The organism is Pseudomonas sp. GW821-FHT05H12 (assembly GCF_059419385.1).
In genome coordinates this window covers 39,928-61,499 of record NZ_JBWKRS010000011.1, presented here as the reverse complement: position 1 = coordinate 61,499, position 21,572 = coordinate 39,928, and the positions used below count along the sequence as shown (strand labels likewise).

At 59.1% G+C, this 21,572-nt stretch carries 25 protein-coding genes and 1 tRNA gene; 6 read left to right on the top strand and 20 right to left on the bottom strand.

Annotated elements, in window-relative coordinates; all coding sequences use genetic code 11:
- Window positions 1-56 precede the first annotated feature (56 nt).
- From pstS to pstB, 4 genes are all read left to right on the top strand, one after another.
- Entirely contained in the window at window positions 57-1,073 is a 1,017-nt protein-coding gene (gene pstS / locus AC07SU_RS12060) for a phosphate ABC transporter substrate-binding protein PstS (protein WP_494997134.1), read from the top strand.
- Window positions 1,074-1,137: 64 nt separating this feature from the next.
- A complete protein-coding gene (gene pstC / locus AC07SU_RS12055; protein ID WP_176994412.1) occupies window positions 1,138-2,133 on the top strand; it encodes a phosphate ABC transporter permease subunit PstC in 996 nt (331 codons plus the stop codon).
- Complete coding sequence (pstA, locus tag AC07SU_RS12050; protein WP_176994301.1) at window positions 2,130-3,002, top strand: phosphate ABC transporter permease PstA; 873 nt, start codon at window positions 2,130-2,132, stop codon at window positions 3,000-3,002. Before pstC ends, pstA begins: the two co-directional genes overlap by 4 nt.
- Window positions 3,002-3,781, top strand: coding sequence for a phosphate ABC transporter ATP-binding protein PstB (pstB, locus tag AC07SU_RS12045; RefSeq protein WP_494997133.1), 780 nt, complete (start codon window positions 3,002-3,004; stop codon window positions 3,779-3,781). Before pstA ends, pstB begins: the two co-directional genes overlap by 1 nt.
- Before the next feature lie 127 nt (window positions 3,782-3,908).
- On the opposite strand, the gene AC07SU_RS12040 is transcribed toward pstB, so the two are convergent.
- The 18 genes from AC07SU_RS12040 to AC07SU_RS11955 all read right to left on the bottom strand — a co-directional run bounded on the left by AC07SU_RS12040 (window position 3,909) and on the right by AC07SU_RS11955 (window position 17,659).
- Window positions 3,909-3,984: transfer RNA gene (locus AC07SU_RS12040), tRNA-Lys, on the bottom strand.
- Between the two features lie 63 nt (window positions 3,985-4,047).
- A complete protein-coding gene (queC, locus tag AC07SU_RS12035; RefSeq protein WP_494997195.1) occupies window positions 4,048-4,722 on the bottom strand; it encodes a 7-cyano-7-deazaguanine synthase QueC in 675 nt (224 codons plus the stop codon).
- A 16-nt stretch (window positions 4,723-4,738) separates the two neighbouring features.
- On the bottom strand, window positions 4,739-5,386 hold the full coding sequence (queE, locus tag AC07SU_RS12030) for a 7-carboxy-7-deazaguanine synthase QueE (RefSeq protein WP_176994303.1): 648 nt from the start codon (window positions 5,384-5,386) through the stop codon (window positions 4,739-4,741).
- Between the two features lie 165 nt (window positions 5,387-5,551).
- A complete protein-coding gene (gene ybgF, locus AC07SU_RS12025; RefSeq protein ID WP_176994304.1) occupies window positions 5,552-6,388 on the bottom strand; it encodes a tol-pal system protein YbgF in 837 nt (278 codons plus the stop codon).
- 6 nt (window positions 6,389-6,394) lie between these two features.
- Window positions 6,395-6,895: a peptidoglycan-associated lipoprotein Pal gene (gene pal, locus AC07SU_RS12020; RefSeq protein ID WP_003209827.1), complete on the bottom strand. Its 501-nt coding sequence runs from the start codon at window positions 6,893-6,895 to the stop codon at window positions 6,395-6,397.
- Window positions 6,896-6,950: 55 nt separating this feature from the next.
- On the bottom strand, window positions 6,951-8,231 hold the full coding sequence (gene tolB, locus AC07SU_RS12015) for a Tol-Pal system beta propeller repeat protein TolB (protein WP_494997132.1): 1,281 nt from the start codon (window positions 8,229-8,231) through the stop codon (window positions 6,951-6,953).
- A 17-nt stretch (window positions 8,232-8,248) separates the two neighbouring features.
- Window positions 8,249-9,322, bottom strand: a complete 1,074-nt coding sequence (tolA, locus tag AC07SU_RS12010) for a cell envelope integrity protein TolA (RefSeq protein ID WP_176994306.1) — start codon at window positions 9,320-9,322, stop codon at window positions 8,249-8,251.
- Window positions 9,322-9,774 carry a protein TolR gene (gene tolR, locus AC07SU_RS12005; RefSeq protein ID WP_161634127.1) on the bottom strand — a complete coding sequence of 151 codons (453 nt, stop codon included), beginning with the start codon at window positions 9,772-9,774 and terminating at the stop codon, window positions 9,322-9,324. Before tolR ends, tolA begins: the two co-directional genes overlap by 1 nt.
- Before the next feature lie 23 nt (window positions 9,775-9,797).
- Window positions 9,798-10,493 (bottom strand): protein TolQ, encoded by a 696-nt coding sequence (gene tolQ, locus AC07SU_RS12000; RefSeq protein ID WP_494997131.1) that lies wholly within the window; start codon window positions 10,491-10,493, stop codon window positions 9,798-9,800.
- A gap of 1 nt (window position 10,494) precedes the next feature.
- A complete protein-coding gene (ybgC, locus tag AC07SU_RS11995; protein WP_176994307.1) occupies window positions 10,495-10,950 on the bottom strand; it encodes a tol-pal system-associated acyl-CoA thioesterase in 456 nt (151 codons plus the stop codon).
- Between the two features lie 139 nt (window positions 10,951-11,089).
- A complete protein-coding gene (gene ruvB, locus AC07SU_RS11990) occupies window positions 11,090-12,148 on the bottom strand; it encodes a Holliday junction branch migration DNA helicase RuvB (RefSeq protein ID WP_176994308.1) in 1,059 nt (352 codons plus the stop codon).
- Window positions 12,149-12,760: a Holliday junction branch migration protein RuvA gene (gene ruvA / locus AC07SU_RS11985; RefSeq protein WP_034100169.1), complete on the bottom strand. Its 612-nt coding sequence runs from the start codon at window positions 12,758-12,760 to the stop codon at window positions 12,149-12,151.
- 67 nt (window positions 12,761-12,827) lie between these two features.
- A complete protein-coding gene (ruvC, locus tag AC07SU_RS11980; RefSeq protein WP_105695400.1) occupies window positions 12,828-13,352 on the bottom strand; it encodes a crossover junction endodeoxyribonuclease RuvC in 525 nt (174 codons plus the stop codon).
- A gap of 158 nt (window positions 13,353-13,510) precedes the next feature.
- Window positions 13,511-14,257 carry a YebC/PmpR family DNA-binding transcriptional regulator gene (locus AC07SU_RS11975; RefSeq protein WP_176994309.1) on the bottom strand — a complete coding sequence of 249 codons (747 nt, stop codon included), beginning with the start codon at window positions 14,255-14,257 and terminating at the stop codon, window positions 13,511-13,513.
- Between the two features lie 135 nt (window positions 14,258-14,392).
- Window positions 14,393-16,168 (bottom strand): aspartate--tRNA ligase, encoded by a 1,776-nt coding sequence (gene aspS / locus AC07SU_RS11970; RefSeq protein ID WP_176994310.1) that lies wholly within the window; start codon window positions 16,166-16,168, stop codon window positions 14,393-14,395.
- Window positions 16,169-16,275: 107 nt separating this feature from the next.
- Window positions 16,276-16,497: an FmdB family zinc ribbon protein gene (locus tag AC07SU_RS11965; RefSeq protein ID WP_176994311.1), complete on the bottom strand. Its 222-nt coding sequence runs from the start codon at window positions 16,495-16,497 to the stop codon at window positions 16,276-16,278.
- Between the two features lie 164 nt (window positions 16,498-16,661).
- On the bottom strand, window positions 16,662-17,003 hold the full coding sequence (locus AC07SU_RS11960; protein ID WP_494997130.1) for a ribbon-helix-helix domain-containing protein: 342 nt from the start codon (window positions 17,001-17,003) through the stop codon (window positions 16,662-16,664).
- 182 nt (window positions 17,004-17,185) lie between these two features.
- Window positions 17,186-17,659, bottom strand: coding sequence for a Dps family protein (locus AC07SU_RS11955; protein WP_176994313.1), 474 nt, complete (start codon window positions 17,657-17,659; stop codon window positions 17,186-17,188).
- 417 nt (window positions 17,660-18,076) lie between these two features.
- On the opposite strand from AC07SU_RS11955, the gene AC07SU_RS11950 reads away from it, so the two are divergent.
- The gene (locus AC07SU_RS11950) at window positions 18,077-18,679 is read left to right on the top strand and encodes a cold-shock protein (RefSeq protein WP_003193875.1); all 603 of its coding nucleotides are present in this window, start codon (window positions 18,077-18,079) and stop codon (window positions 18,677-18,679) included.
- An 80-nt stretch (window positions 18,680-18,759) separates the two neighbouring features.
- Here AC07SU_RS11950 and AC07SU_RS11945 read toward each other — a convergent pair whose 3' ends face one another.
- Entirely contained in the window at window positions 18,760-18,966 is a 207-nt protein-coding gene (locus tag AC07SU_RS11945) for a SlyX family protein (protein ID WP_015885618.1), read from the bottom strand.
- A 16-nt stretch (window positions 18,967-18,982) separates the two neighbouring features.
- Entirely contained in the window at window positions 18,983-19,408 is a 426-nt protein-coding gene (locus tag AC07SU_RS11940) for an HIT domain-containing protein (protein WP_494997129.1), read from the bottom strand.
- A 754-nt stretch (window positions 19,409-20,162) separates the two neighbouring features.
- Between AC07SU_RS11940 and AC07SU_RS11935 the strand changes: the two genes are divergently transcribed.
- Complete coding sequence (locus AC07SU_RS11935) at window positions 20,163-21,434, top strand: OprD family porin (RefSeq protein WP_178921789.1); 1,272 nt, start codon at window positions 20,163-20,165, stop codon at window positions 21,432-21,434.
- The last annotated feature ends 138 nt before the right edge of the window (window positions 21,435-21,572 follow it).

The window sequence follows — 21,572 nt, the reverse complement described above, 5'->3', positions numbered from 1 at the left end:
CACGTCTTAGACAGGTGGACCCTTCCACTTACCCCTTCCCTTGAGGTGTTGTCGTGATGTTGCCGACTAAAAAAAGTCTGTCTGTTTTGTTGACCGCTCTGTGCCTGAGCGGCGTCGCCCACGCCACCGACGTGACCGGTGCCGGCTCCAGCTTCGTGTACCCGGTGCTGTCCAAGTGGTCCCAGGACTACAGCAAGAATTCCAGCAACCGCATCAACTACCAGTCGATCGGTTCGGGCGGCGGCATCGCCCAGATCAAGGCGGCCACCGTCGACTTCGGCGCCTCCGACGCCCCGCTGTCGGCCGATGACCTGAAAGCTGGCGGCCTGGGCCAATTCCCCAGCGTGATCGGCGGCATCGTGCCGGTGATGAACATCGAGGGCGTGGCCGCTGGCCAGCTGAAACTCGACGGCGACACCCTGGCGAAAATCTTCCTCGGTGACATCAAGGCCTGGAACGATCCGGCCATCGCCGCCCTCAACCCCGGCGTGAAACTGCCCAGCGCAAACATCACCGTGGTGCATCGCTCTGACGGTTCGGGCACCTCGTACAACTTCACCAACTACCTGTCCAAGGTCAGTGACAGCTGGAAAACCAAGATCGGTTTCGGCACCACCGTACCCTGGCCAGTGGGTGTGGGCGGCAAAGGCAACGAAGGTGTTTCGGCCTACGTGAAGCAGATCAAGAACTCCATCGGCTTCGTGGAATACGCCTACGCGCTGCAGAACAAAATGACCTTCGCCCAGCTGAAGAACGCTTCGGGCAAATTCGTCGAGCCTAACGCCAAGGCCTTCCAGGCGGCTGCGGACACCGCCGACTGGGCCAGCGCCAAGGACTTCAACCTGATCATGACCAACGCCCCGGGCGAAGGTGCATGGCCGATCACCGCCACCACCTGGATCATCATGTACAAGCAGCCCAAGAATGCTGAGCAAAGCCAGGCGGCGTTCAGCTTCTTCAAGTGGTCGCTGGAAAAGGGCCAACAGCAGGCGGCAGCGTTGGACTACGTAGCACTGCCGGACTCCCTGGTGTCGCGAATCGAAGGTTACTGGAAGTCTGACTTCACCCACTGATTCGCCCTACGACCACCGCCCTCAGTCACCTGGGTGATTGAGGGCGACGGTGAGCACATCTGATATGAACGACACCGTCCAACCTCTGGTTATGACCACTCACGCCAGCGACACACACGGCGACCGCCGCGCCGCTCGCGATCAACGCCACGATCTGTGGTTCAAGCGCTCGATGTTCGGGGCCGCCATGCTGGTGCTGCTATTGCTGGCCAGTATCGCGGCCTCGACGCTTTGGGGCGGAGGCCTGGCCTTCCGCACCTTCGGTTTCGACTTCATCACCAGCACCGAGTGGGATGCGGTCAATAACCACTTTGGCGCCGTGGTGCCCATCTACGGCACCTTGGTGACGTCTTTCCTGGCTTTGCTGATTGCGGTGCCGGTGAGTTTTGGCATCGCGATCTTCCTGACAGAAGTGGCACCGCCCTGGCTGAAAATGCCGGTGGCGTCGGCCATCGAGTTGCTGGCTGGCATTCCATCGATCATCTACGGCATGTGGGGGCTGTTCGTGTTCGGGCCGTTCATGGCCGAGCACTTGTCCCCGCTGATCAACGATTACCTGGGCGCCCTGCCCTTTGTGGGCTCGCTGTTCCAGGGCCCACCGCTGGGGATTGGCATGCTGACCGCAGGCATTGTGCTGGCGGTGATGATCATGCCGTTCATCACGTCGGTGATGCATGAAGTGTTTCGCAGCGTGCCGACTCAGTTGAAGGAATCAGCCTACGCCCTGGGCAGCACCACGTGGGAAGTGGTGTGGGACATCGTCCTGCCCTACACACGCTCGGCGGTGGTCGGCGGCATCTTCCTCGGCCTGGGCCGGGCCCTCGGGGAGACCATGGCGGTCACCTTCGTGCTGGGCAACGCGCAACAGTTTTCTGCGTCGTTGCTGATGCCGAGCAGTTCCATCGCGTCGGTCATCGCCAACGAGTTCAGCGAGGCCTACACCGACCTGCACCGCTCCGCGCTGATCGCCCTGGGCTTCCTGCTGTTTATCGTGACCTTTGTCGTGCTGGCACTGGCCCGGCTGCTGCTCATGCGTCTGTCCCGCAAGGAGGGGTTATGAGTCCCAACGAACGCCTCTACCGCAAACGTGCACTCAAAAATGGCGTGGCGATGTTCCTCAGTTGTGCCGCCACCGCCTTTGGCCTGTTGTGGCTGGCGTGGATCCTGCTGACAACCATCATCAACGGCTTCCAGGCGCTGAACCTGCGCCTGTTCAGCCAGATGACCCCACCACCCGGCACCGAAGGCGGCCTGGCCAACGCGTTTTATGGCAGTGCGCTGATGTCGGCGATTGCCTTGCTGATCGGCACGCCCATCGGTTTGATGGCCGGTATCTGGCTGGCCGAGTTCGCGCGCCACTCACGCTTGGGCACCACGGTGCGGTTCATCAACGACATCCTGCTGTCCGCGCCATCGATTGTGCTGGGGCTGTTTGTCTACACCGCCGTCATCCTGCCGCTGAACCTGCTCACCAACCACCAGGTGGGGTTTTCCGCCATCGCCGGCGCATTGGCCTTGGCCCTGCTGGTGATTCCGGTGGTGGTGCGCACCACCGATGAAATGCTCCAACTGCAACCCTCGACCATGCGTGAAGCGGCGCTGGCCCTGGGTGTGCCGCAATGGAAGTTGACGCTGCAGATCGTGCTGAGGGCGGCCAAGGCCGGTGTGGTGACGGGCATCCTGCTCGCCTTGGCCCGGATCACCGGGGAAACCGCGCCCCTGCTGTTTACCGCTTTCGGCAACCAGTTCTGGAGCAGCAACCTGCTCAAGCCGATTGCCAGTGTCCCCGTGGTTATTTTCCAGTACGCCATGAGCCCGTTCGAAGACTGGCACGCCCTCGCCTGGGCCGGTGCATTGGTCCTGACGTTGTTCGTGCTGCTGCTCAGCCTGGCATCTCGCCTGATCCTTTTACGCAATAGGTCTCACTGATGGACGCCACCGGCATAGATCACGAAAAAACCAAAATCCGTGTGCGTGGGTTGGAGTTTTTCTACAACAACCAACGCTCCCTGAAATCCATCGACATTGATATCCCGGAAAAACGCATCACCGCCATCATCGGCCCGTCGGGCTGCGGTAAGTCCACGCTGCTGCGCGTGTTCAACCGCATCTACTCGATGTACCCGAAGCAGGAAGCGCGCGGCGAAGTGCTGCTCAATGGCGAGAACATCCTGGCCCCCGGCTATTCGATGAACCGCCTGCGCAGCCACGTCGGCATGGTGTTCCAGAAGCCTGTGCCGTTCCCGATGTCGATCTACGACAACATCGCCTACGCGGTGCGCCATCACGAGAAACTGTCGCGGCGCGAGATGAATGACCGTGTCGAACAGGCCTTGCGCGGTGGTGCCCTGTGGGATGAGGTGAAGGACAAGCTCAACCAGAGCGCCCAGAGCCTCTCAGGCGGTCAGCAGCAGCGCCTGTGCATCGCCCGCACCATCGCGTTGCGCCCGCAGGTATTGCTGCTGGACGAGCCTACGTCGGCACTCGACCCGATCTCGACCGGGCGTATCGAACAATTGATCACCGAGCTGAAGACCCAATACACGGTGATCATCGTGACCCACAACATGCAGCAGGCGGCGCGGGTGTCAGACAACACCGCGTTTATGTTCATGGGGGAGCTGATCGAGTATGGCAATACCGATGAGATCTTCACCAAGCCGAAGATGAAGCAGACCGAGGACTACATCACCGGGCGCTTTGGCTGATAGCCGCAAGGCCAAAAAAAACGGGGGAGCCCTTAAGGGGGCTCCCCCGTTGTGTTTTCGCAAGGCAAAAAAAAACCCGGAAATCCTCACTTTCGTGGGCCTTCCGGATTTTCTAAACCGCCAAATATGGTGGGTCGTGTGGGATTCGAACCTACGACCAATTGGTTAAAAGCCAACTGCTCTACCAACTGAGCTAACGACCCGCTGTGTGGTGGCGCGTATAATACTGATTTCTAAGGATTATTCAACACCTTATTTTAAATAAATCAGAAATAACGCGTGGGGTCCGCAATTCCGGCCGCTTGGAAGCCTTCTGCACGCAGTCGGCAGCTATCACATTTCCCACAAGCACGGCCGTCATCGTCTGCCTGATAGCAGGAAACTGTCAGCGAGTAATCGACGCCAAGTCCTACACCAGCCTTCACGATATCGGCCTTGCTCAGGTTCTGCAGCGGCGCGAGGATACGGAAGCCCTGCCCCTCGACACCGGCCTTTGTCGCCAGGTTGGCCATGCGCTCGAACGACTCGACGAACTCCGGACGGCAGTCCGGGTAACCGGAATAATCCACCGCATTCACGCCGATAAAGATGTCATGGGCATTGAGCACTTCAGCCCAGCCGAGGGCCAGGGACAGGAACACGGTGTTGCGAGCCGGCACGTAGGTGATCGGGATGCCTTCACTCGGCGCTTCGGGCACGTCGATGCTGCTGTCGGTCAATGCGGAGCCGCCAATGCCGTTGAGGTTGAGGCCGATCACCTTGTGCTCGACCACCCCCCTCTCACGGGCCACGCGCGCGGCGGCATTCAGCTCGGCGCGATGGCGCTGCCCGTAATCGAAGCTCATGGTGTAGCAGCTGTAGCCTTCTGCCTGGGCCATCGCGACCACGGTGGCGGAGTCGAGGCCACCGGACAACAGGATTACAGCGCGTTTTTGATCAATCGTGGGTTCAGTCATATCAGCGTCCCGGCTCGTCATTCCAAAGGTATTTGTGTAACTGCAACTGCAGGCGTACGGGCAGGTTATCGGCAACCACCCAGTCGGCCAGGTCCCGTGCGTTCAGGTCGTGATGGCTGGGAGAGAACAGCACCTCGCCCGCACGACGATCCAGGCCGTATTGGATCAGCTTGGAGTTCGCCCAGTCGTAGTCTTCACGGGAACAGATGACGAACTTGACCTGGTCGTTGGCCGTCAGCAGCTCGATGTTCTCGTAGCGGTTGCGATGCGCCTCCTTGGAGCCCGGGGTCTTGAGGTCGACCACGCGGCTCACACGCGGGTCGACCGCAGAGATATCCAGGGCGCCGCTGGTTTCCAGGGACACCTCGTAACCGGCGTCACACAGCTGCTGGAGCAAAGGGATGGCATTGGGCTGGGCCAGGGGCTCGCCGCCCGTCACACAGACGTAGCGCGGCCGGTAACTGGCAACCTGCTCCAGGATGTCTTCGAGGGTGCGCACAGTGCCGCCACTGAAGGCGTAGGCGCTGTCACAGTATTGGCAACGCAAAGGGCAACCGGTCAGCCGCACAAATACAGTGGGCAGGCCAGCCGTTCGCGTTTCACCCTGTAACGAGTAAAAAACTTCGGTGATGCGTAATGTGTCTTGCATAGTCGCCACGGGCGTAACAGCTAAACAGGCTGTCCGCCTCCGTCAGGCACTTCAAGGGATCCCGCCAACGCGTAGACCCCAAGGAGCGTGTTTCATAAAAGGGCGTGGATTCTAACGAAAAAACCCGCGCCAGGCGCGGGTTTCTTCTAAACGGGCAAACATCGCTTACAAGCGTTGCAAATCCCGTTGAGCCAACTGCGCAGCGGATGTCCCCGGATACTGGGCCACCACCTGCTGCAGAATGCCTTTGACCTTGTCGGTATGACCCAGGCGGCGCTCTACGTCAGCGAGTTTGTACAGCGAATCCGGCACCTTGGCGTGCTTGGGGTACAGCTGGCTGACCTTGGCAAAGGCCTGGCCTGCGGCTTGCAGATCACCCTTGGCCAGGTTCACCTCACCCAACCAGTACTGGGCGTTGCCCGCGTACTGGCTGTTTGGGTATTTGCGCAGGAATGCGGTAAAAGCCTGGCTGGCCTTATCGAAATCCTTGGCTTTGATCAGGTCGAAGGCTGCGTCGTAATACAGCTTTTCCTTCGCCGGATCACCCGGTTCGCTGCTGGCGGCAGGGGCTTGGCTGGCAGCCGCGGCCCCTGCTGCGGCACCACCGGCAGCGGCGCTTGGCGCGCCACCGGCAGAAGAATTATCAGGAGTTGCGGCAGGTTGAACGCCGGCTCCAATGCGTCGGTCAAGATCCTGGTATCGCTCCAGGCCTTCTTGCTTCAGCTGGTTCACTTGATTCTGCAGAACTTCAATGGTGCCTTGTTGCTGCGCCAATTGATCCTGCATACGTTGCAGCTGGTTGAACAGTTCGCCCTGTGCCGAGGGAGCGGACGTAGCCGCTCCCCCCGCATAGGCGCCGTTCGTGCCATAACCCGCTGGCGGATAACTGCTCCCGCTATTGTTATAGCCAGAGTTGCTATCTTCCACAGGAACCGCAGCCCACACCGCAAGCGGTGCGAGGCTGAGAGCCAATACAGTTAGAGCACGACGGCACGTTCGCATGACGAATTACTTACGCAGTTCGACGCGACGGTTTTGAGCCCAGGACTGCTCGTCGTGGCCAGTAGCAACTGGACGCTCTTTACCGTAGGAAACCAGTTCCAGTTGGCCTGGAGCAACACCTTGCAGTACCAGGTAGCGCTGAACGGCTTTCGCACGACGCTCGCCCAGTGCCATGTTGTACTCACGAGTACCACGTTCGTCAGTGTTACCTTCCAGAACAACGCGAGCGCCGTTAGCTTTCAGGTCCTTCGCGTGAACGTCCAGAGCGCGCATGGCTTCTGGCTTCAGGTCCGAACTGTCGTATTCGAAGTAGAAAGTGGTGATAGCGCGCAGAGCAGCTTCTTCGCTCAGGGAGCCGTCAACTGCACCAGTGTTAGCGCCGTAACCAGCGTTTGGATCAACAGCTGCGCCTTCACCGGCATTGTCGCCGCCTTTAGACGAGCAACCAACGGCTACGGACAGAGCCAGAGCCAGAGCAGCAAACTTACCAAACTTCAGCATTTCCATCGTGAAACTCCTAATGAACCCCAGTGTGTTAAGCAAATCTTTTTGTAGCGCCGCGTCAGTTCAGGTAAGGGGACCAGGATGGTTCTCTGACTTCGCCTTGAGCGGTAGGAAGTGGGAGCCTTACACGTCCATTAATGGACACGAGCATCAAGACTCCCCGGCCCTGCTGGCGGGTGGCGTAGATTACCATGGTGCCGTTGGGCGCAACAGTGGCTGACTCATCAAGGTTGGTATCTGTAAGGATTTTTACCGTTCCACGCTGCAAATCCTGGGCCGCAACCCGGAAATTAGTGAAACCATCCTGACGGTGAATCATTACCAACGTCTTTTCATCGGCCGAAAGTTTAGGGTTGGCGTTGTAGTTACCAATAAAAGTAACGCGCTCTGCACCACCACCATTCACGTTCGCCTTATAGACTTGTGGCTTGCCGCCACGGTCGGAGGTGAAGTAGATGGTCGAACCATCCTTGCCCCAGAACGGTTCAGTGTTGATACCCGGGCCGCTGGTTGCACGCGTGATCTGGCGCGAAGCCATGTTCATCACGTAGATATCCGGGTTGCCGTCCTTGGAGAGCACGAACGCCAGGCGCGAACCATCCGGCGACCAGGCAGGCGCACCGTTGAGGCCTTCGAAGTTGGTGATCTGCTCACGACGGCCAGTATCGATGTGCTGGACGAAGATACGCGGACGCTTCTGTTCGAAAGACACGTAGGCAATACGCTTGCCGTCCGGCGCAAAGCGCGGCGACAGGATTGGCTCACGGGATTGCAGCAAGGTCACGGCACGGGCGCCGTCATAGTCCGAACGCTGCAAAGTGTAACGAGTGTTGTCTACAGAGAAACGTTCAGCCGTGACGTACAGCAGGCGTGTCGAGAACGCACCCTTGATACCGGTGAGCTTTTCAAACGACTGGTCCGAAATGTAGTGGGCCATGTCGCGAATCTGTTCGGCAGTACCCGAGACGCTGCCGGTCAGGACCTGCTGCTCAGTCGCCACGTTGAACAAGGTGTAGGTGATTTGCAGACGACCACCGGCCGGCGTGATATTGCCCACCATCAGGTACTGCGCGCCCACGGCTTTCCAGTCGCGGAAGATGACTTCGCTGGCCTGGGTCGGCTGGCTGATCATGTTGCCTTTGTCGATGGGCGCGTAGTAACCGGAGTTGCGCAGGTCGTCGCTGACGATCTGGGCCATGTCGTCCGGCAGCACGCTGCCGCCCTGCCAGCCAAACGGTACGACGGCAATCGGGGTGGCCCGATCGCTACCGCTGGTGACCAGGATGTTCTTTTCATCCGCCGCCGCTATCCCTGCCATACAGCAAATAACGACAAGCATTCCTCGAAGAATGTTTCTCACGGGGCTAGATCCTCAGGTGTGAATGTCATCTTGAATGAACGATAGGGAGCGAAGTCACTTGGTTTCATTCCCTGCATCTCGGTCAACCGGCCAATGTTCTTGACCGCTGCAACCGCCGAACTGTCGAACGATCCATCGCCACTGGAACTGGCCACGCCGACCGAAGCCACCGTACCGTCCGGCAACATACCGATCTGCAGTACCACTTTCATGCCTTTGCGTGCCGAAGGAGGACGTGTCCAGCCTTCTGCTGCGCGCGCTCGAATCAGGTCGTCGAAACTGCCCGCAACTTGATCACCCTGCTCATCGGCCAAGGCTTGCTGACGCTGCGGCGTGTCGGAGAGCAAGTCTGCCAAGGCCTGGGCCTTTTTCTCTTCGGCGGATTTGCGCGCTGCTTCCTGGGCCTTTTTCTTGGTGGCGTCGGCGGCAGCTTTCTTCTTCGCGTCGTCGGCGATTTTCTTCTTCGCCTCGTCTGCTTCAGCTTTTTTCTTGGCGTCTTCGGCGGCTTTCTTCTTCGCGTCTTCGACTATTTTCTTCTTGGCGTCTTCAGCGGCCTTTTTCTTGGCCTCTTCTTCAGCAGCTTTCTTCGCTTCGTCTTCGGCTTTCTTCTTGGCTATATCAGCCAATTGTTTCTCTTCGGCCTTTTTCGCTTCGGCAGCTTTCTCGGCTTTCTTGGCTTCATCAGCCTTTTTCGCCTCGTCGGCCTTCTTCGCTTCGTCAGCCTTTTTCGATTCCTCGGCCTTTTGAGCCGCCTCTTCTTTCTTTTGTTCCGCAGCAGCCTTCACCGCTTCCTGCTCGACCTTCTTCTGTTCCATCTGCTCGACTTCAGTCTGGCGCGCAGCCGACTTCTGGGCCTCACCCGCAATCTTCTGATTGGTCTGGGTAGTGGCCTGACTTTTCGATTTCAGCTGATACAGGGTCGCCTGCACGATCGGCTTGGCTGGCGGCAGGTCCGGGGTCATGGCAAAGCTGACGAACAGCATGCCAAACACCAGGACGTGCAGGGCAATTGCCCAGACGCTAGGCCAGAAGTAGCTTTCCGAGGCGGACGGCTCTCGCTGTTGCTGCATCAGGGCGCCTCGGTAATCAAGCCAACGTTACCCACGCCGGCCTTCTGCAGCCCGCCCATGGCGCCCATGACGGAGCCGTAGTCGACCGCCTTGTCACCGCGGATGAAGACCTGGGTGTGCTTGCCGCCTTCGTTGCCGGAGCGAATGATCTTGGTCACCGCATCGGTCATTGCCGGCAAGGTCAGCGCCTTGTCCTGCTGCTTCTGAGTGTCGACTTCGCTGCCAAGGTTCCAGTAATAGGTCTTGTCGGACTTGATCGAAATGGTCAGCACCTGGGTGTTGTTGTCCTGGGGCAAGGCTTCGCTGGAAACCTTGGGCAGGTCAACCTTCACACCCTGGTTGAGCATCGGCGCGGTCACCATGAAGATCACCAGCAGCACCAGCATCACGTCGATGTAAGGCACTACGTTCATCTCGGCGACCGGCTTGCGCTTGGTGCGTGCTCGAGTGATTAAAGCCATCGGGAAATACCTGCTTATTCTTCGCTGGTGTGCACTTTACGGTGCAGGATCGCCTGGAATTCATCGGCGAAGGTGTAGTAACGGCCAATCAGGATTTCGCCACGGGCGGCAAAACGGTTGTAGGCAATTACTGCGGGGATGGCAGCGAACAGGCCGATCGCGGTGGCGATCAGGGCTTCGGCGATACCCGGGGCCACGGTGGCCAGGGTCGCTTGCTGCGCCTGGGCCAGGCCACGGAAGGAGTTCATGATGCCCCACACGGTACCGAACAGGCCGATGTACGGGCTTACGGAACCGACGGTGGCGAGGAACGGCAGGCTCTGTTCCAGTTTCTCTTCTTCGCGGGAGATGGCAACGCGCATGGCACGGGCCACGCCTTCCATCACCGCTTCCGGGTCAACACCGGGCTGCTGGCGCAGACGGGAGAACTCCTTGAAGCCGGCGCGGAAGATCTGCTCGACGCCCGAATCCGGGTCCGGGTTGCTGCCGGCCTGGCGATACAGCTTGGACAGGTCGATCCCCGACCAGAAGCGCTCCTCGAAGCTCTCCAGGGCACGTCGACCGGCACGCAGCAGGTTGCTGCGCTGAAAAATCATGACCCAAGAGGTAACCGATGCGGCTACCAGGGTCAGCATGACCAGTTGAACCACAACACTGGCATTGCTGACCAGGCTCCACATGGAGGAATGGTCGACGACGGTAGGTTCCACGCTAAATCTCCTGCTTTGATTGTTTACCCGCGCCGCTTACGTCGGCAAAGGCCGCACGTAGAGCTTCGGGAATGGCCCGGGGTTTCAAACTATTGGTGCGCACACAGGCCACCAGGAACTGCCCCTCACAGAGCAGCGTTGCATCCGATGCCCGCCTGACCTGCTGTTTAAAGCGCAGGCTGACACGGTTCAATTCGATTACTTCAGCGCTGACCAACAATTCATCGTCCAGCCGCGCCGGCGCGTGGTACCGCGCCTCGCTGGAATGCACGACGAATAACAGGTCCTCCCCTGCCAGCTGGGATTGGGCAAAGCCCAGCTCCCGTAGCCGCTCGGTTCGAGCCCGCTCCATGAACTTGAGGTAGTTGACGTAATACACGATGCCGCCCGCATCGGTGTCCTCGTAATAAACGCGACAGCGATGTGCGAACGACTGATCCCCGTTTTGCGCGCGCATACTCTAGTGCTTACTCCTCAGGTTGCCAATCCGGCTGGGCAACTGTTTTTTCATCCGTCGAAACATTTTCGGTGACTGAATGACGCCACCAGCCACTAGGACAGCACAAACTTCAGATAAATCGACTGTCGCGACCTTTTTAATCGTCCACTGCATCGAGGAATTCGTCTACCACGGGCATCTCGCCCAATCGTGACGGAATGTTTAACCCAAAGTGCAAATAGGCATGGCGCGTCACTACCCGCCCCCTTGGCGTGCGCATGATGTAGCCCTGCTGGATCAGGTACGGCTCCAGCACGTCCTCGATGGTATGACGCTCCTCGCTGATGGCCGCCGCCAGGCTGTCCACACCCACCGGACCACCGTCGAACTTCTCGATCATGGTCAGTAGCAGGCGCCGATCCTGGTGATCAAAGCCATGCTCGTCCACGTCCAACAGGTTCAAGGCCAGGTCGGCCACGGCCTTGGTGATGTGCCCCTTGGCCCGCACTTCGGCAAAGTCGCGCACACGGCGCAGCAAACGGTTGGCAATGCGCGGCGTGCCACGGGCGCGACGGGCGATTTCAAAGGCGCCTTCCGGGTCCAGCGGCAAACCGAGAATGCCCGCCGAGCGGCTGACAATGGTCGCCAGGTCGCCGGTGCTATAGAACTCTAGACGTTGAACAATGCCGAAACGGTCTCGCAGCGGGTTGGTCAACATGCCCGCACGGGTCGTCGCCCCCACCAGGGTGAACGGCGGCAGGTCGAGCTTGATCGAACGGGCCGCAGGCCCCTCGCCGATCATGATGTCGAGCTGGAAGTCTTCCATGGCCGGGTACAGCACTTCTTCGACGATGGGCGAGAGCCGGTGGATTTCGTCGATAAACAGCACGTCGTGGGGTTCAAGGTTGGTCAGCAGCGCTGCCAGGTCGCCTGGACGTTCCAGTACCGGGCCCGAGGTGGACTTGATCGACACGCCCATTTCCTGGGCGATGATATTGGCCAGGGTGGTCTTGCCCAGGCCTGGCGGGCCGAAGATCAGCGTGTGGTCCAGGGACTCGCTGCGCCCGCGCGCGGCCTGGATGAACAACTCCATCTGCTCGCGCACGGTGGGCTGGCCGATGTAGTCGGCCAGGCTCAGGGGGCGGATGGCCCGGTCCTGGATTTCTTCACGGTCGCGTGGGCCGGTGGCCGCGATCAGACGATCAGCTTCAATCACTTAAATCATTCCCTTCAGGGCTCGGCGGATCATGTCTTCGCTGCTCAGGTTCTTGTCCTTGATGGCCGATACGGCCTTGCTGGCCTCCTGGGGTTTGTAGCCCAGGGAGATCAACGCGCTGACCGCATCGCTTTCGGCACTGGCCACCTGGCTCGCCGGCATGTCCGGCTGGTTCGGCACCAGGGCAAACATGCTTGGCACGACTTCCCAGGCCTTGAAGCGGTCCTTGAGCTCTACCAGCAGGCGTTCTGCGGTTTTCTTGCCCACGCCCGGCACCTTGGTCAGGGCCGAGGTGTCCTGGGCGGAAACGGCACGCACCAGTTCATCCACTTCCAGACTCGACATCAGCGCCAGGGCCAGCTTGGGTCCCACGCCGTTGAGGCGGATCAGCTCACGGAAGAAGTCACGGTCGCGCTTGCCAATGAAACCATAGAGCAATTGCGCATCTTCGCGCACAACGAGGTGGGTATGCAGGGTCAGCGGCTCGCCGACTGACGGAAGGCGATACAGGGTGGTCATGGGCACTTCCAGCTCATAGCCCAGCCCGTTCACATCCAGAATCAGGTGCGGCGGCTGTTTCTCAGCCAGGGTGCCGCGCAAGCGTCCAATCACGGTTCGAATCCTTAAAGCGTAGGGTCAGATCAAGGCCTGACCGGAAAAAACGATTGCGCTGATGCTATCAGAGACGCAGCCGCCCGCCACGACTGCGTGCAGTGCCCAGGCCGTGAGGCAGCAGGCTGGAGCGGGTATGGGCGTGGCAAATGGCGATGGCCAGGGCGTCGGAGGCGTCGATTTGCGGTTTGGCGGTGAGCTTGAGCATGTGCATGACCATCATCTGCACCTGCTCCTTGTTGGCCGCACCGGTGCCGACCACGGCCTGCTTGACCTGGGTCGCGGTGTATTCGGCAATTTCCAGGCCCTCCTCCGCCCCGGCAACGATGGCCGCGCCACGGGCCTGGCCAAGTTTCAGCGCGGAGTCGGCATTCTTTGCCATGAACACCTTTTCGATGCCCATGGTGACCGGCCCGTAGGTCTGGATCACTTCCCGTACACCGCGATAGACGATCTGCAGGCGCTCGGCCAGCTCGCCTGCGCCGGTGCGGATGCAACCCGAGGCGACATAGATGCAGCCGCGAGGGGTTTGTTGCACCACGCCAAAACCGGTGATGCGCGAACCGGGGTCGATACCTAGGATTAAAGTCATAACGCCTGCGGGTTGGGTAAACACAATTTCTGCTACAAAGAAGATCCAATGTGGGAGCGGGCTTGCCCGCGAAGACGGTGGATCAGCCAACATTTTCAGCGACTGGTACACCGCATTCGCGGGCAAGCCCGCTCCCACATTTTGATCTACGTCATACCTCAGACTAGCTGCGCAGCCACATCCTCCGGGATGTCGGCATTGGAATACACGTTCTGCACATCATCCAGGTCTTCGAGCATATCCAGCATCTTCAGCACTTTCTGCGCGCCTTCCAGGTCCAGCTCGGCGCTGGTGGTCGGCAGCATCACGATTTCTGCGTCAGTGCCTTTGAAGCCAGCGGCCTCAAGAGCATTACGCACGGCGTAGAAACTGGCAAACGAAGTGAACACGTCGATGGAGCCGTCTTCGTTGGTCACCACGTCGTCAGCATCGGCTTCCATGGCCGCTTCCATCAACGCGTCTTCATCCGTGCCCGGTGCGAAGGAGATCTGCCCCTTGCGCTCGAACAGGTAGGCCACCGAGCCGTCGGTGCCGAGGTTGCCGCCGCACTTGCTGAACGCATGGCGCACGGCCGCTGCGGTGCGGTTGCGGTTGTCGGTCATGCACTCGACCATCACCGCCACGCCACCCGGGCCGTAGCCTTCGTAGCTCAGCTCGACCATGTCGTCCGTGTCGGCAGCACCGGCACCACGGGCCACGGCGCGGTCGATGATGTCGCGGCTCATGTTCGCGCCAAGGGCCTTGTCCAGCGCCAGGCGCAGACGCGGGTTGGAACCCGGGTCACCACCGCCCTGGCGGGCAGCGACGGTCAGCTCGCGGATCCACTTGGTGAAGATCTTGCCTTTCTTGGCATCCTGACGCTCTTTGCGGTGCTTGATGTTCGCCCACTTGGAATGGCCAGCCATAACACAACTCCGAAATTCTGTAGAAACCTTGATCAACCCCGCCCCAGGCGGGAGGTAGTCCTTTAACGCAAAGGCGCATCCGAAGATGCGCCTTTTTAGACTGCGTAAACCTCAGTGCGCTTTCACGCAGCAGCCTTACTCAGCCTTTGGCGTCTCGCGCAGACGGATGTGCAGTTCGCGCAGAGCCTTGGCATCCACCACGCCCGGAGCCTGGGTCATGACGTCCGCAGCACTCTGGGTTTTCGGGAAGGCGATCACTTCACGGATCGACTGGGCGCCGGTCATCAGCATCACCAGGCGGTCCAGGCCGAAGGCCAGGCCACCGTGCGGCGGTGCGCCGTATTTCAGGGCGTCGAGCAGGAAGCCGAACTTCTCTTCCTGTTCCGCTTCGTTGATGCCCAACAGGCGGAATACCGCTTGCTGCATCTCTTTGCGGTGAATACGGATCGAACCGCCACCCAACTCAGTGCCGTTGAGCACCATGTCATAGGCGCGGGACAACGCGCCAGCCGGGTTGGCTTCCAGCTCGGCCGGGGAGCACTTCGGCGCGGTGAACGGGTGGTGCAAGGCGCTGAAGCTGCCGTCGTCGTTCTCTTCGAACATCGGGAAGTCAACGACCCACATCGGGGCCCACTCGCAGGTCAGCAGGTTCAGGTCGTGACCCAGCTTGATCCGCAGCGCGCCCAGGGCTTCGCTGACGATCTTGGCCTTGTCGGCGCCGAAGAACACGATGTCGCCGTCGACGGCACCCACGCGGTCGAGGATCGCGTTCAGGTTGTCCAGCGGGATGTTTTTCACGATCGGCGATTGCAGGCCGTCAATGCCGTTGGCGCGCTCGTTGACCTTGATGTACGCCAGGCCCTTGGCACCGTAGATGCCGACGAACTTGGTGTAGTCGTCGATCTGCTTGCGTGGCATGCTCGCGCCGCCTGGTACACGCAGGGCGGCGATGCGGCATTTAGGGTCGTTGGCCGGGCCGCTGAACACCTTGAACTCGACTTCTTTCAGTTGATCAGCCACGTCCACCAGTTCCAGCGGGTTACGCAGGTCTGGCTTGTCGGAACCGTAGCGGCGCATGGCTTCTTCGAAGGTCATGTGCGGGAAATCACCGAACTCCAGGTTCAGCACTTCCTTGAACAGGTTGCGGATCATCTGCTCGGTCAGGCCCATGATCTCTTTTTCATCGAGGAAGCTGGTCTCGATGTCGATCTGGGTGAATTCCGGCTGGCGGTCGGCGCGCAGGTCTTCGTCGCGGAAGCACTTGGCGATCTGGTAGTAACGGTCGAAGCCGGCCACCATCAGCAGTTGCTTGAACAGCTGCGGCGATTGCGGCAGGGCGAAGAACGAACCGGCGTGAGTACGGCTCGGCACCAGGTAGTCACGCGCACCTTCCGGGGTGGCCCGGGTCAGGATCGGCGTTTCCACGTCCAGGAAGCCGTTTTCGTCGAGGAAGCGGCGGATGCTGGTGGTCATGCGCGAACGCAGGCGCAGCTTCTCGGCCATTTCCGGACGACGCAGGTCCAGGAAGCGGTAGCGCAGGCGGGTTTCTTCGCCCACGTCGGAGTATTCGTTGAGTGGGAACGGCGGGGTTTCCGATTCGTTCAGCACTTCCAGTTCGTAGCCCAGTACTTCGATGCCACCGGAGGCCATGTTCTTGTTCACGGCACCGGCCGGACGCAGGCGAACCTTGCCGGTGATCTTCACGACGTATTCGCTGCGCACGCGGTCGGCAGCGGCGAAGCTTTCGGCGCGGTCCGGGTCGAACACCACCTGGGCCAGACCATCACGATCACGGATATCGAGGAAGATCACCCCGCCGTGGTCGCGGCGACGGTGAACCCATCCGCAAAGGGTGATTTCCTGACCTTCCAGGGTCTCGTTCAGTTGGCCGCAATAGTGGCTGCGCATCATGGTAGTGGTTTCACTTCTCGTAATTCGAAATTCGGTGGAGGCCTGCCTCGTCACCGTACATTAAAGCAGGGGACGGATAATGCAGGAGCCTGCGCGTTGAGTTCAACTCAGTCTGCTTTGTCGCCGCCCGCCAGATTCTTCTTCGAGCCGGTCTTGAAGTCGGTCTCGTACCAGCCGCCGCCACTCAGGCGGAAGCCTGGCATGGACAACATCTTCTTGAGTTCCGGCGCCTGGCAGGCCGGGCAATCGACCAGCGGCGCTGCGCTGATCTTCTGAATGGCTTCCAGCTGATGACCACAGGAAGCACATTGATAGTCGTACATGGGCATGGCGATGTCTCGGCGATCGAACGTTACTGCGCCACGCCTGTTCCGGGGCAGGCCCGGCATGCGCAGCAAAGCGCGGGATTATATCTGTTAAATCGAGGCAGCGCAGCCGGCTTTCTGCCCGGGGCCTGCCCACCAGTGAAGCGGGCCGACCCCGGGCAGTCGGATTACTCCGGGTTGTGCGAACAGGCCCGGCCCGTCAGCACATGAACCACGCACACCACCCTGACCAGACCGCTGAAGTTCTTCACCCCGCCATGGCGCAAATGCACTTCCCGGTCGACGTAGGACAACAACGCACTGACCGAACAGGTGTTGATCCTGGCGATCTCCGTGAGGATGTTCCAATAGATCTGCTCAAGGCGCAGGCAGGTGGAAAACCCATTGAGCCTCACCGAACGGGACAGCGGCTTGGCCAGCCCCATGTCGAACCCCTTGGCAAAGGGATCGATTTTTATCTTATGGAAACCACCGGTTTCCATCACTCCATTACCCACTCCGCGTGACATACACCTGACACTCCATTGCCAAACAGCCGCCCATGGGTTTCTCCCATTGGGCAATGGGCCTTATCAAACAGCAGGCAACAAAAGGCAGCCAGAAGACGGGGAGTTGAAAGGTGTAGGACAACGCCAGGAAGCACGGAGAAACAAGCGAGCGGCGCCCGGACGGCGCCACCCGGAAGGTAGGGTTACTGATTCTCGAGCAGGGAACGCAGCATCCACGCGGTTTTCTCGTGAACCTGCATGCGCTGGGTCAACAGGTCGGCCGTCGGCTCATCGCTGACCTTGTCGAGCAGCGGGAAGATGCCCCGTGCGGTGCGCGTGACCGCCTCCTGGCCCGCAACCAACTGCTTGATCATCTCCTCGGCACTGGGCACGCCCTCTTCTTCCTTGATCGAAGACAGACGGGCATAGATCGAATAAGCGCCCGGCGCCGGGAAACCCAGGGCGCGGATACGCTCGGCAATGGAGTCCACGGCCAGCGCCAGTTCGTTGTACTGCTCTTCAAACATCAAGTGCAGCGTGCGAAACATGGGGCCCGTGACGTTCCAGTGAAAGTTGTGGGTCTTCAAATACAGTACATAGGTATCGGACAGCAGCCGTGAGAGCCCATCGACGATGGATTTACGGTCTTGTTCACTGATACCAATATCGATTGCCATGTTTTTCCCCTTCAATTGACGAGCATTCATTGATCAGGTGCAGGACCACTCTAGCAAGAGTGCAGGCGGCATGCAGCCCAAGGCCCTGGTCCAAGGTGCGACAAATCGCCCACGCTTAGGAATGACGGTGCTCCTCACCATGTAGGAAACATCGCCAAAAGCGCGTCGAAAAGCACGCACCTGTCTAGGACAAGTGTTTGACGCAGAAATGCCCCACCCGCCGTAACACCCCGAAATGCTTGATTTGAGTAGGCACAGCCTTTGCTGTTAAATAGGCGGCGTGTGGCTGCCGTTATCGTTCTGCGGCACGTCACATAGGCTGATACCCGCGCACGTGCTCAACGCCTCCCATTGTTCAGAAGCGAACCGTGCCAGTCAGCTCTTCCTTGTGATCCGTCTTAACGTGAGTTAATCAAAATGTTGAAAATCGTCCACCTGCTAACGGGCGTTGCAGCTTTGCTGCTGTCCTTTATCCCGAGCCTGCAGCCTGAAAGCCTGCCGTATCTGGAACAACACGACGCCCTGTACCTGGCCTTGTTCGGCCTTCTTAACCTGACGCTGGCACCGGTAATTCCTTACTGGAACAAAGGCACGCGTCATCAACTGCAAAACCTGGTCAGCGCGCTGCTGGTGCTCACCGTTGTCGTACAAACCCTCACCCTTCTGGCACCGATGCCTGAAGTAGGCGGCCATCCGGCTATCCTGCTCAGCCTGGTGATTGCTGTGGTCGCCATCGTTCTTCACCTGGCCATCAGCTTCTATCGTTCGTCCCCTGCCGCTGCGTCGCAAAACTACGACATGACCAACCGGGATACCGGGACCGTCAAGTGGTTCAACACCTCCAAAGGCTTCGGCTTTATTTCCCGCGATTCGGGCGACGACATCTTCGTCCACTTCCGGGCCATCCGTGGCGAAGGCCATCGCGTCCTGGTCGAAGGCCAGCGCGTGGAGTTCTCCGTCATGAACCGTGACAAGGGTCTGCAAGCCGAAGACGTGATCGCGGCACTGCCGCGTCGCTGATTGCTTCCCGTCACAAAAAAACCGCGACCCAGCCCAGCTGGATCGCGGTTTTTTAATGCCTGCTATTAATGTCGACTTCATTAATAGTGAGGCGGCGGTGCCTCTTCTTCGGAGGTTTCGAACTGGCCACCCATTTCTTCCTGGCGTTTCAACAGCGCGGTCATCTGCAGTTGCAGGCGTTCGACCGCCCGCTGCTGGGTGACGAGGATGTCATTGAGGGTCTCGATGGTGTCGTCCTGAAAGGCCAGGCGGCTTTCCAGATCCGTCACACGGTCTTGCAAATCCATAAGTCAGTCCTGCAGTTCAAGCTTGGGAAAAGATGAAGTCGGCCGGTAACAACTCACGCAAGCGCGCGCGAATCGCCGCCACTTGGTCCTCTGTGTACGGCTGAGCCGGATGCTTGCCCCACACCGGCGCAGGCCAGGCGGCGTCATCGCGTTTGCGCACGATCACGTGCACGTGCAACTGGCTCACGACGTTACCCAGCGCGCCAATGTTCATCTTGTCGGCCACCCAGCCTTCGTTGAGCCGTTGCGCCAAGGCGGTCGTCTCCTGCCACAACGTTTGTTGATCGGCGACATCCAGTTGAAACACTTCGCTGATACCGTTGATGCGCGGCACCAGGATGAACCATGGGTAGTTCGAATCATTGGACAGCAGCAGGCGGCACAGCGGGAAGTCCCCGATGACCAGTGTGTCTTGTTGCAGGCGTTGATCTAGGGCGAACACCACGGGCACTCCGTTCGGCAGGTCAGTTTCAGGGGCCCAGCATACCCGCGAATGCCCAGCGCTTCACGACGAATGCACGCTACGCAGGCAGCGTTTGGCCCTGGCACGACAAAAAAACTGCACCCTTTCGAGGCAGTCCGATAATTGAGCTACGCTAAACCGGGCCTCAACGGGACGCACCAAAATGACCCACCTGTGCCTCAAAGGGATCCGCCAAGTACCCACTCATGAGGGTGAACCGGTAACATTTTTGTCTCAGGCAGGTTTTGTGCGTTCCCAAACAGGTGAAGCACCTGGGCGTCAAGCCCAAACCAAACGGCGTAAAAAGCCCGTGCTTATGCGGTTTTTACACTGTCGTAACGTTTTTCACGAAAAAATGACATTCAGTTACCGGTTTGTGCACGCTTGTTGCATTCACCCCCATATCGTCGGCAACGACACCCGCCAGGAAGCAGGTGTTTCGCGATAAAAACAGTGGCGTTTCAATGTGTATCAAGGATGGATTCAAACTTTAAAACAGGTTTGGAAACAGTATTGAAGTTGTCAGTCCGGTGACACTCGGACTGTGAATTTGCGACATGGAGCTAGCAATTTACGACAGCCTCGTAAAGAAGCTGAAAGGATAGATGGGTAAGTATCGTCAATAGAGTCTGCGTGATATAACTTTGCGCCGACACAAAAAAGAAAGAGCCGCCCAGATAAAAATACAGGTGGGACGGCAGTACTCTTCCTAAAACCAAAGGAGCAAATCACGATGCGCGTGATGAAGTGGAGCATGATCGCCCTGGCTGTTTCAGCAGGCACCTCGCAGTTCGCAATGGCGTCCGCCCAGGACGATTCCAAGGGCTTTGTTGAAGACAGCACGTTCAGCATCAACACTCGCCTCCTGAACTTTGGTCGCGACTTCCGTAACAACGACACCGGCAAAAGCCGCGTCAACGAAACCGGCCTGGGCTTCAACGGCCTGTTCCAGTCGGGCTACACCCAAGGCACCATCGGTGTCGGTGTTGACGTCATCGGCCTGCTGGGCGTGAAACTGGACAGCGGCAAGGGTCGCTCGGGCACTGGCCTGTTCCCTACCGGTTCGGACGGTCGCGCACAAGACGATTACTCCAAAGGCGGCGGCGCTGTTAAGTTCCGCATCTCCGATACCGTGCTGAAAGTGGGCGACCAATACACCACCGCTCCTGTCTTCGCTTCCGATGACAGCCGTTTGCTGCCAGAGCTGCCACAAGGTATCTCGATCACCAGCAACGAAATCAAAGGCCTGAAACTGGAAGGCGGTCACTTCACTTCCAGCGTGGCACAAGCACAGACTTACCGTGACAGCCTGGGCCTGACCAAAACCGACTTCATCGGTGGTGTCTATGCCCTGACGCCGGAAGTCAGCGCCAGCCTGTACTACGCGAAGACCGAAGACTACTGGAAGAAAACCTACGCCAACCTGAACTGGACTCACGCGCTGAGCAACGACCAGTCCCTGGCCGTTGACTTCAACATCTACAGCACCAAGAGCGATGGCGCCGGCCTGCAACGCGCAGAAAAAGACGGCACCACCAAACTGGATAACCGTGCATACAGCCTGCAAGGCGCGTACACCATCCAGGCTCACACCTTCACCCTGGCCTACCAGAAAGTCAGCGGCGACGGTGACTACGGCTACGGCGTAGACGGCGGCGGCACTATTTTCCTGGCCAACTCCATCGCCCGTTCCGACTTCAACGCTGAAGACGAGAAATCGTTCCAGGCTCGCTACGACCTGAACATGGCCACCTTCGGCGTGCCAGGCCTGAGCTTCATGACTCGTTACGTGAAAGGTACCGGCGCCAACACCGCCGACACCTCGAATGGCAAAGAGTGGGAACGCGACATCGAAGCCAAATACGTGATCCAGAGCGGCCCAGCCAAAGACCTGAGCCTGCGCGTACGTCAAGCGACCTATCGTTCGTCTGACGGCGTTTACTACGGTTCGGCGTCTATCGACGAACTGCGTCTGATCGCGCAATACCCGCTGAACATCTTGTAATTGGCAGTTTGATTACAACGATGGCTTAAGGCTTCGGCCTTAAATAAAAAGCCGCCCCCTTGCAAACAAGGGGGCGGCTTTTTTATTGCCGTTTTATTTCAATCGAAAAATAACTAGCAAGCTAACTAACGAGATTAA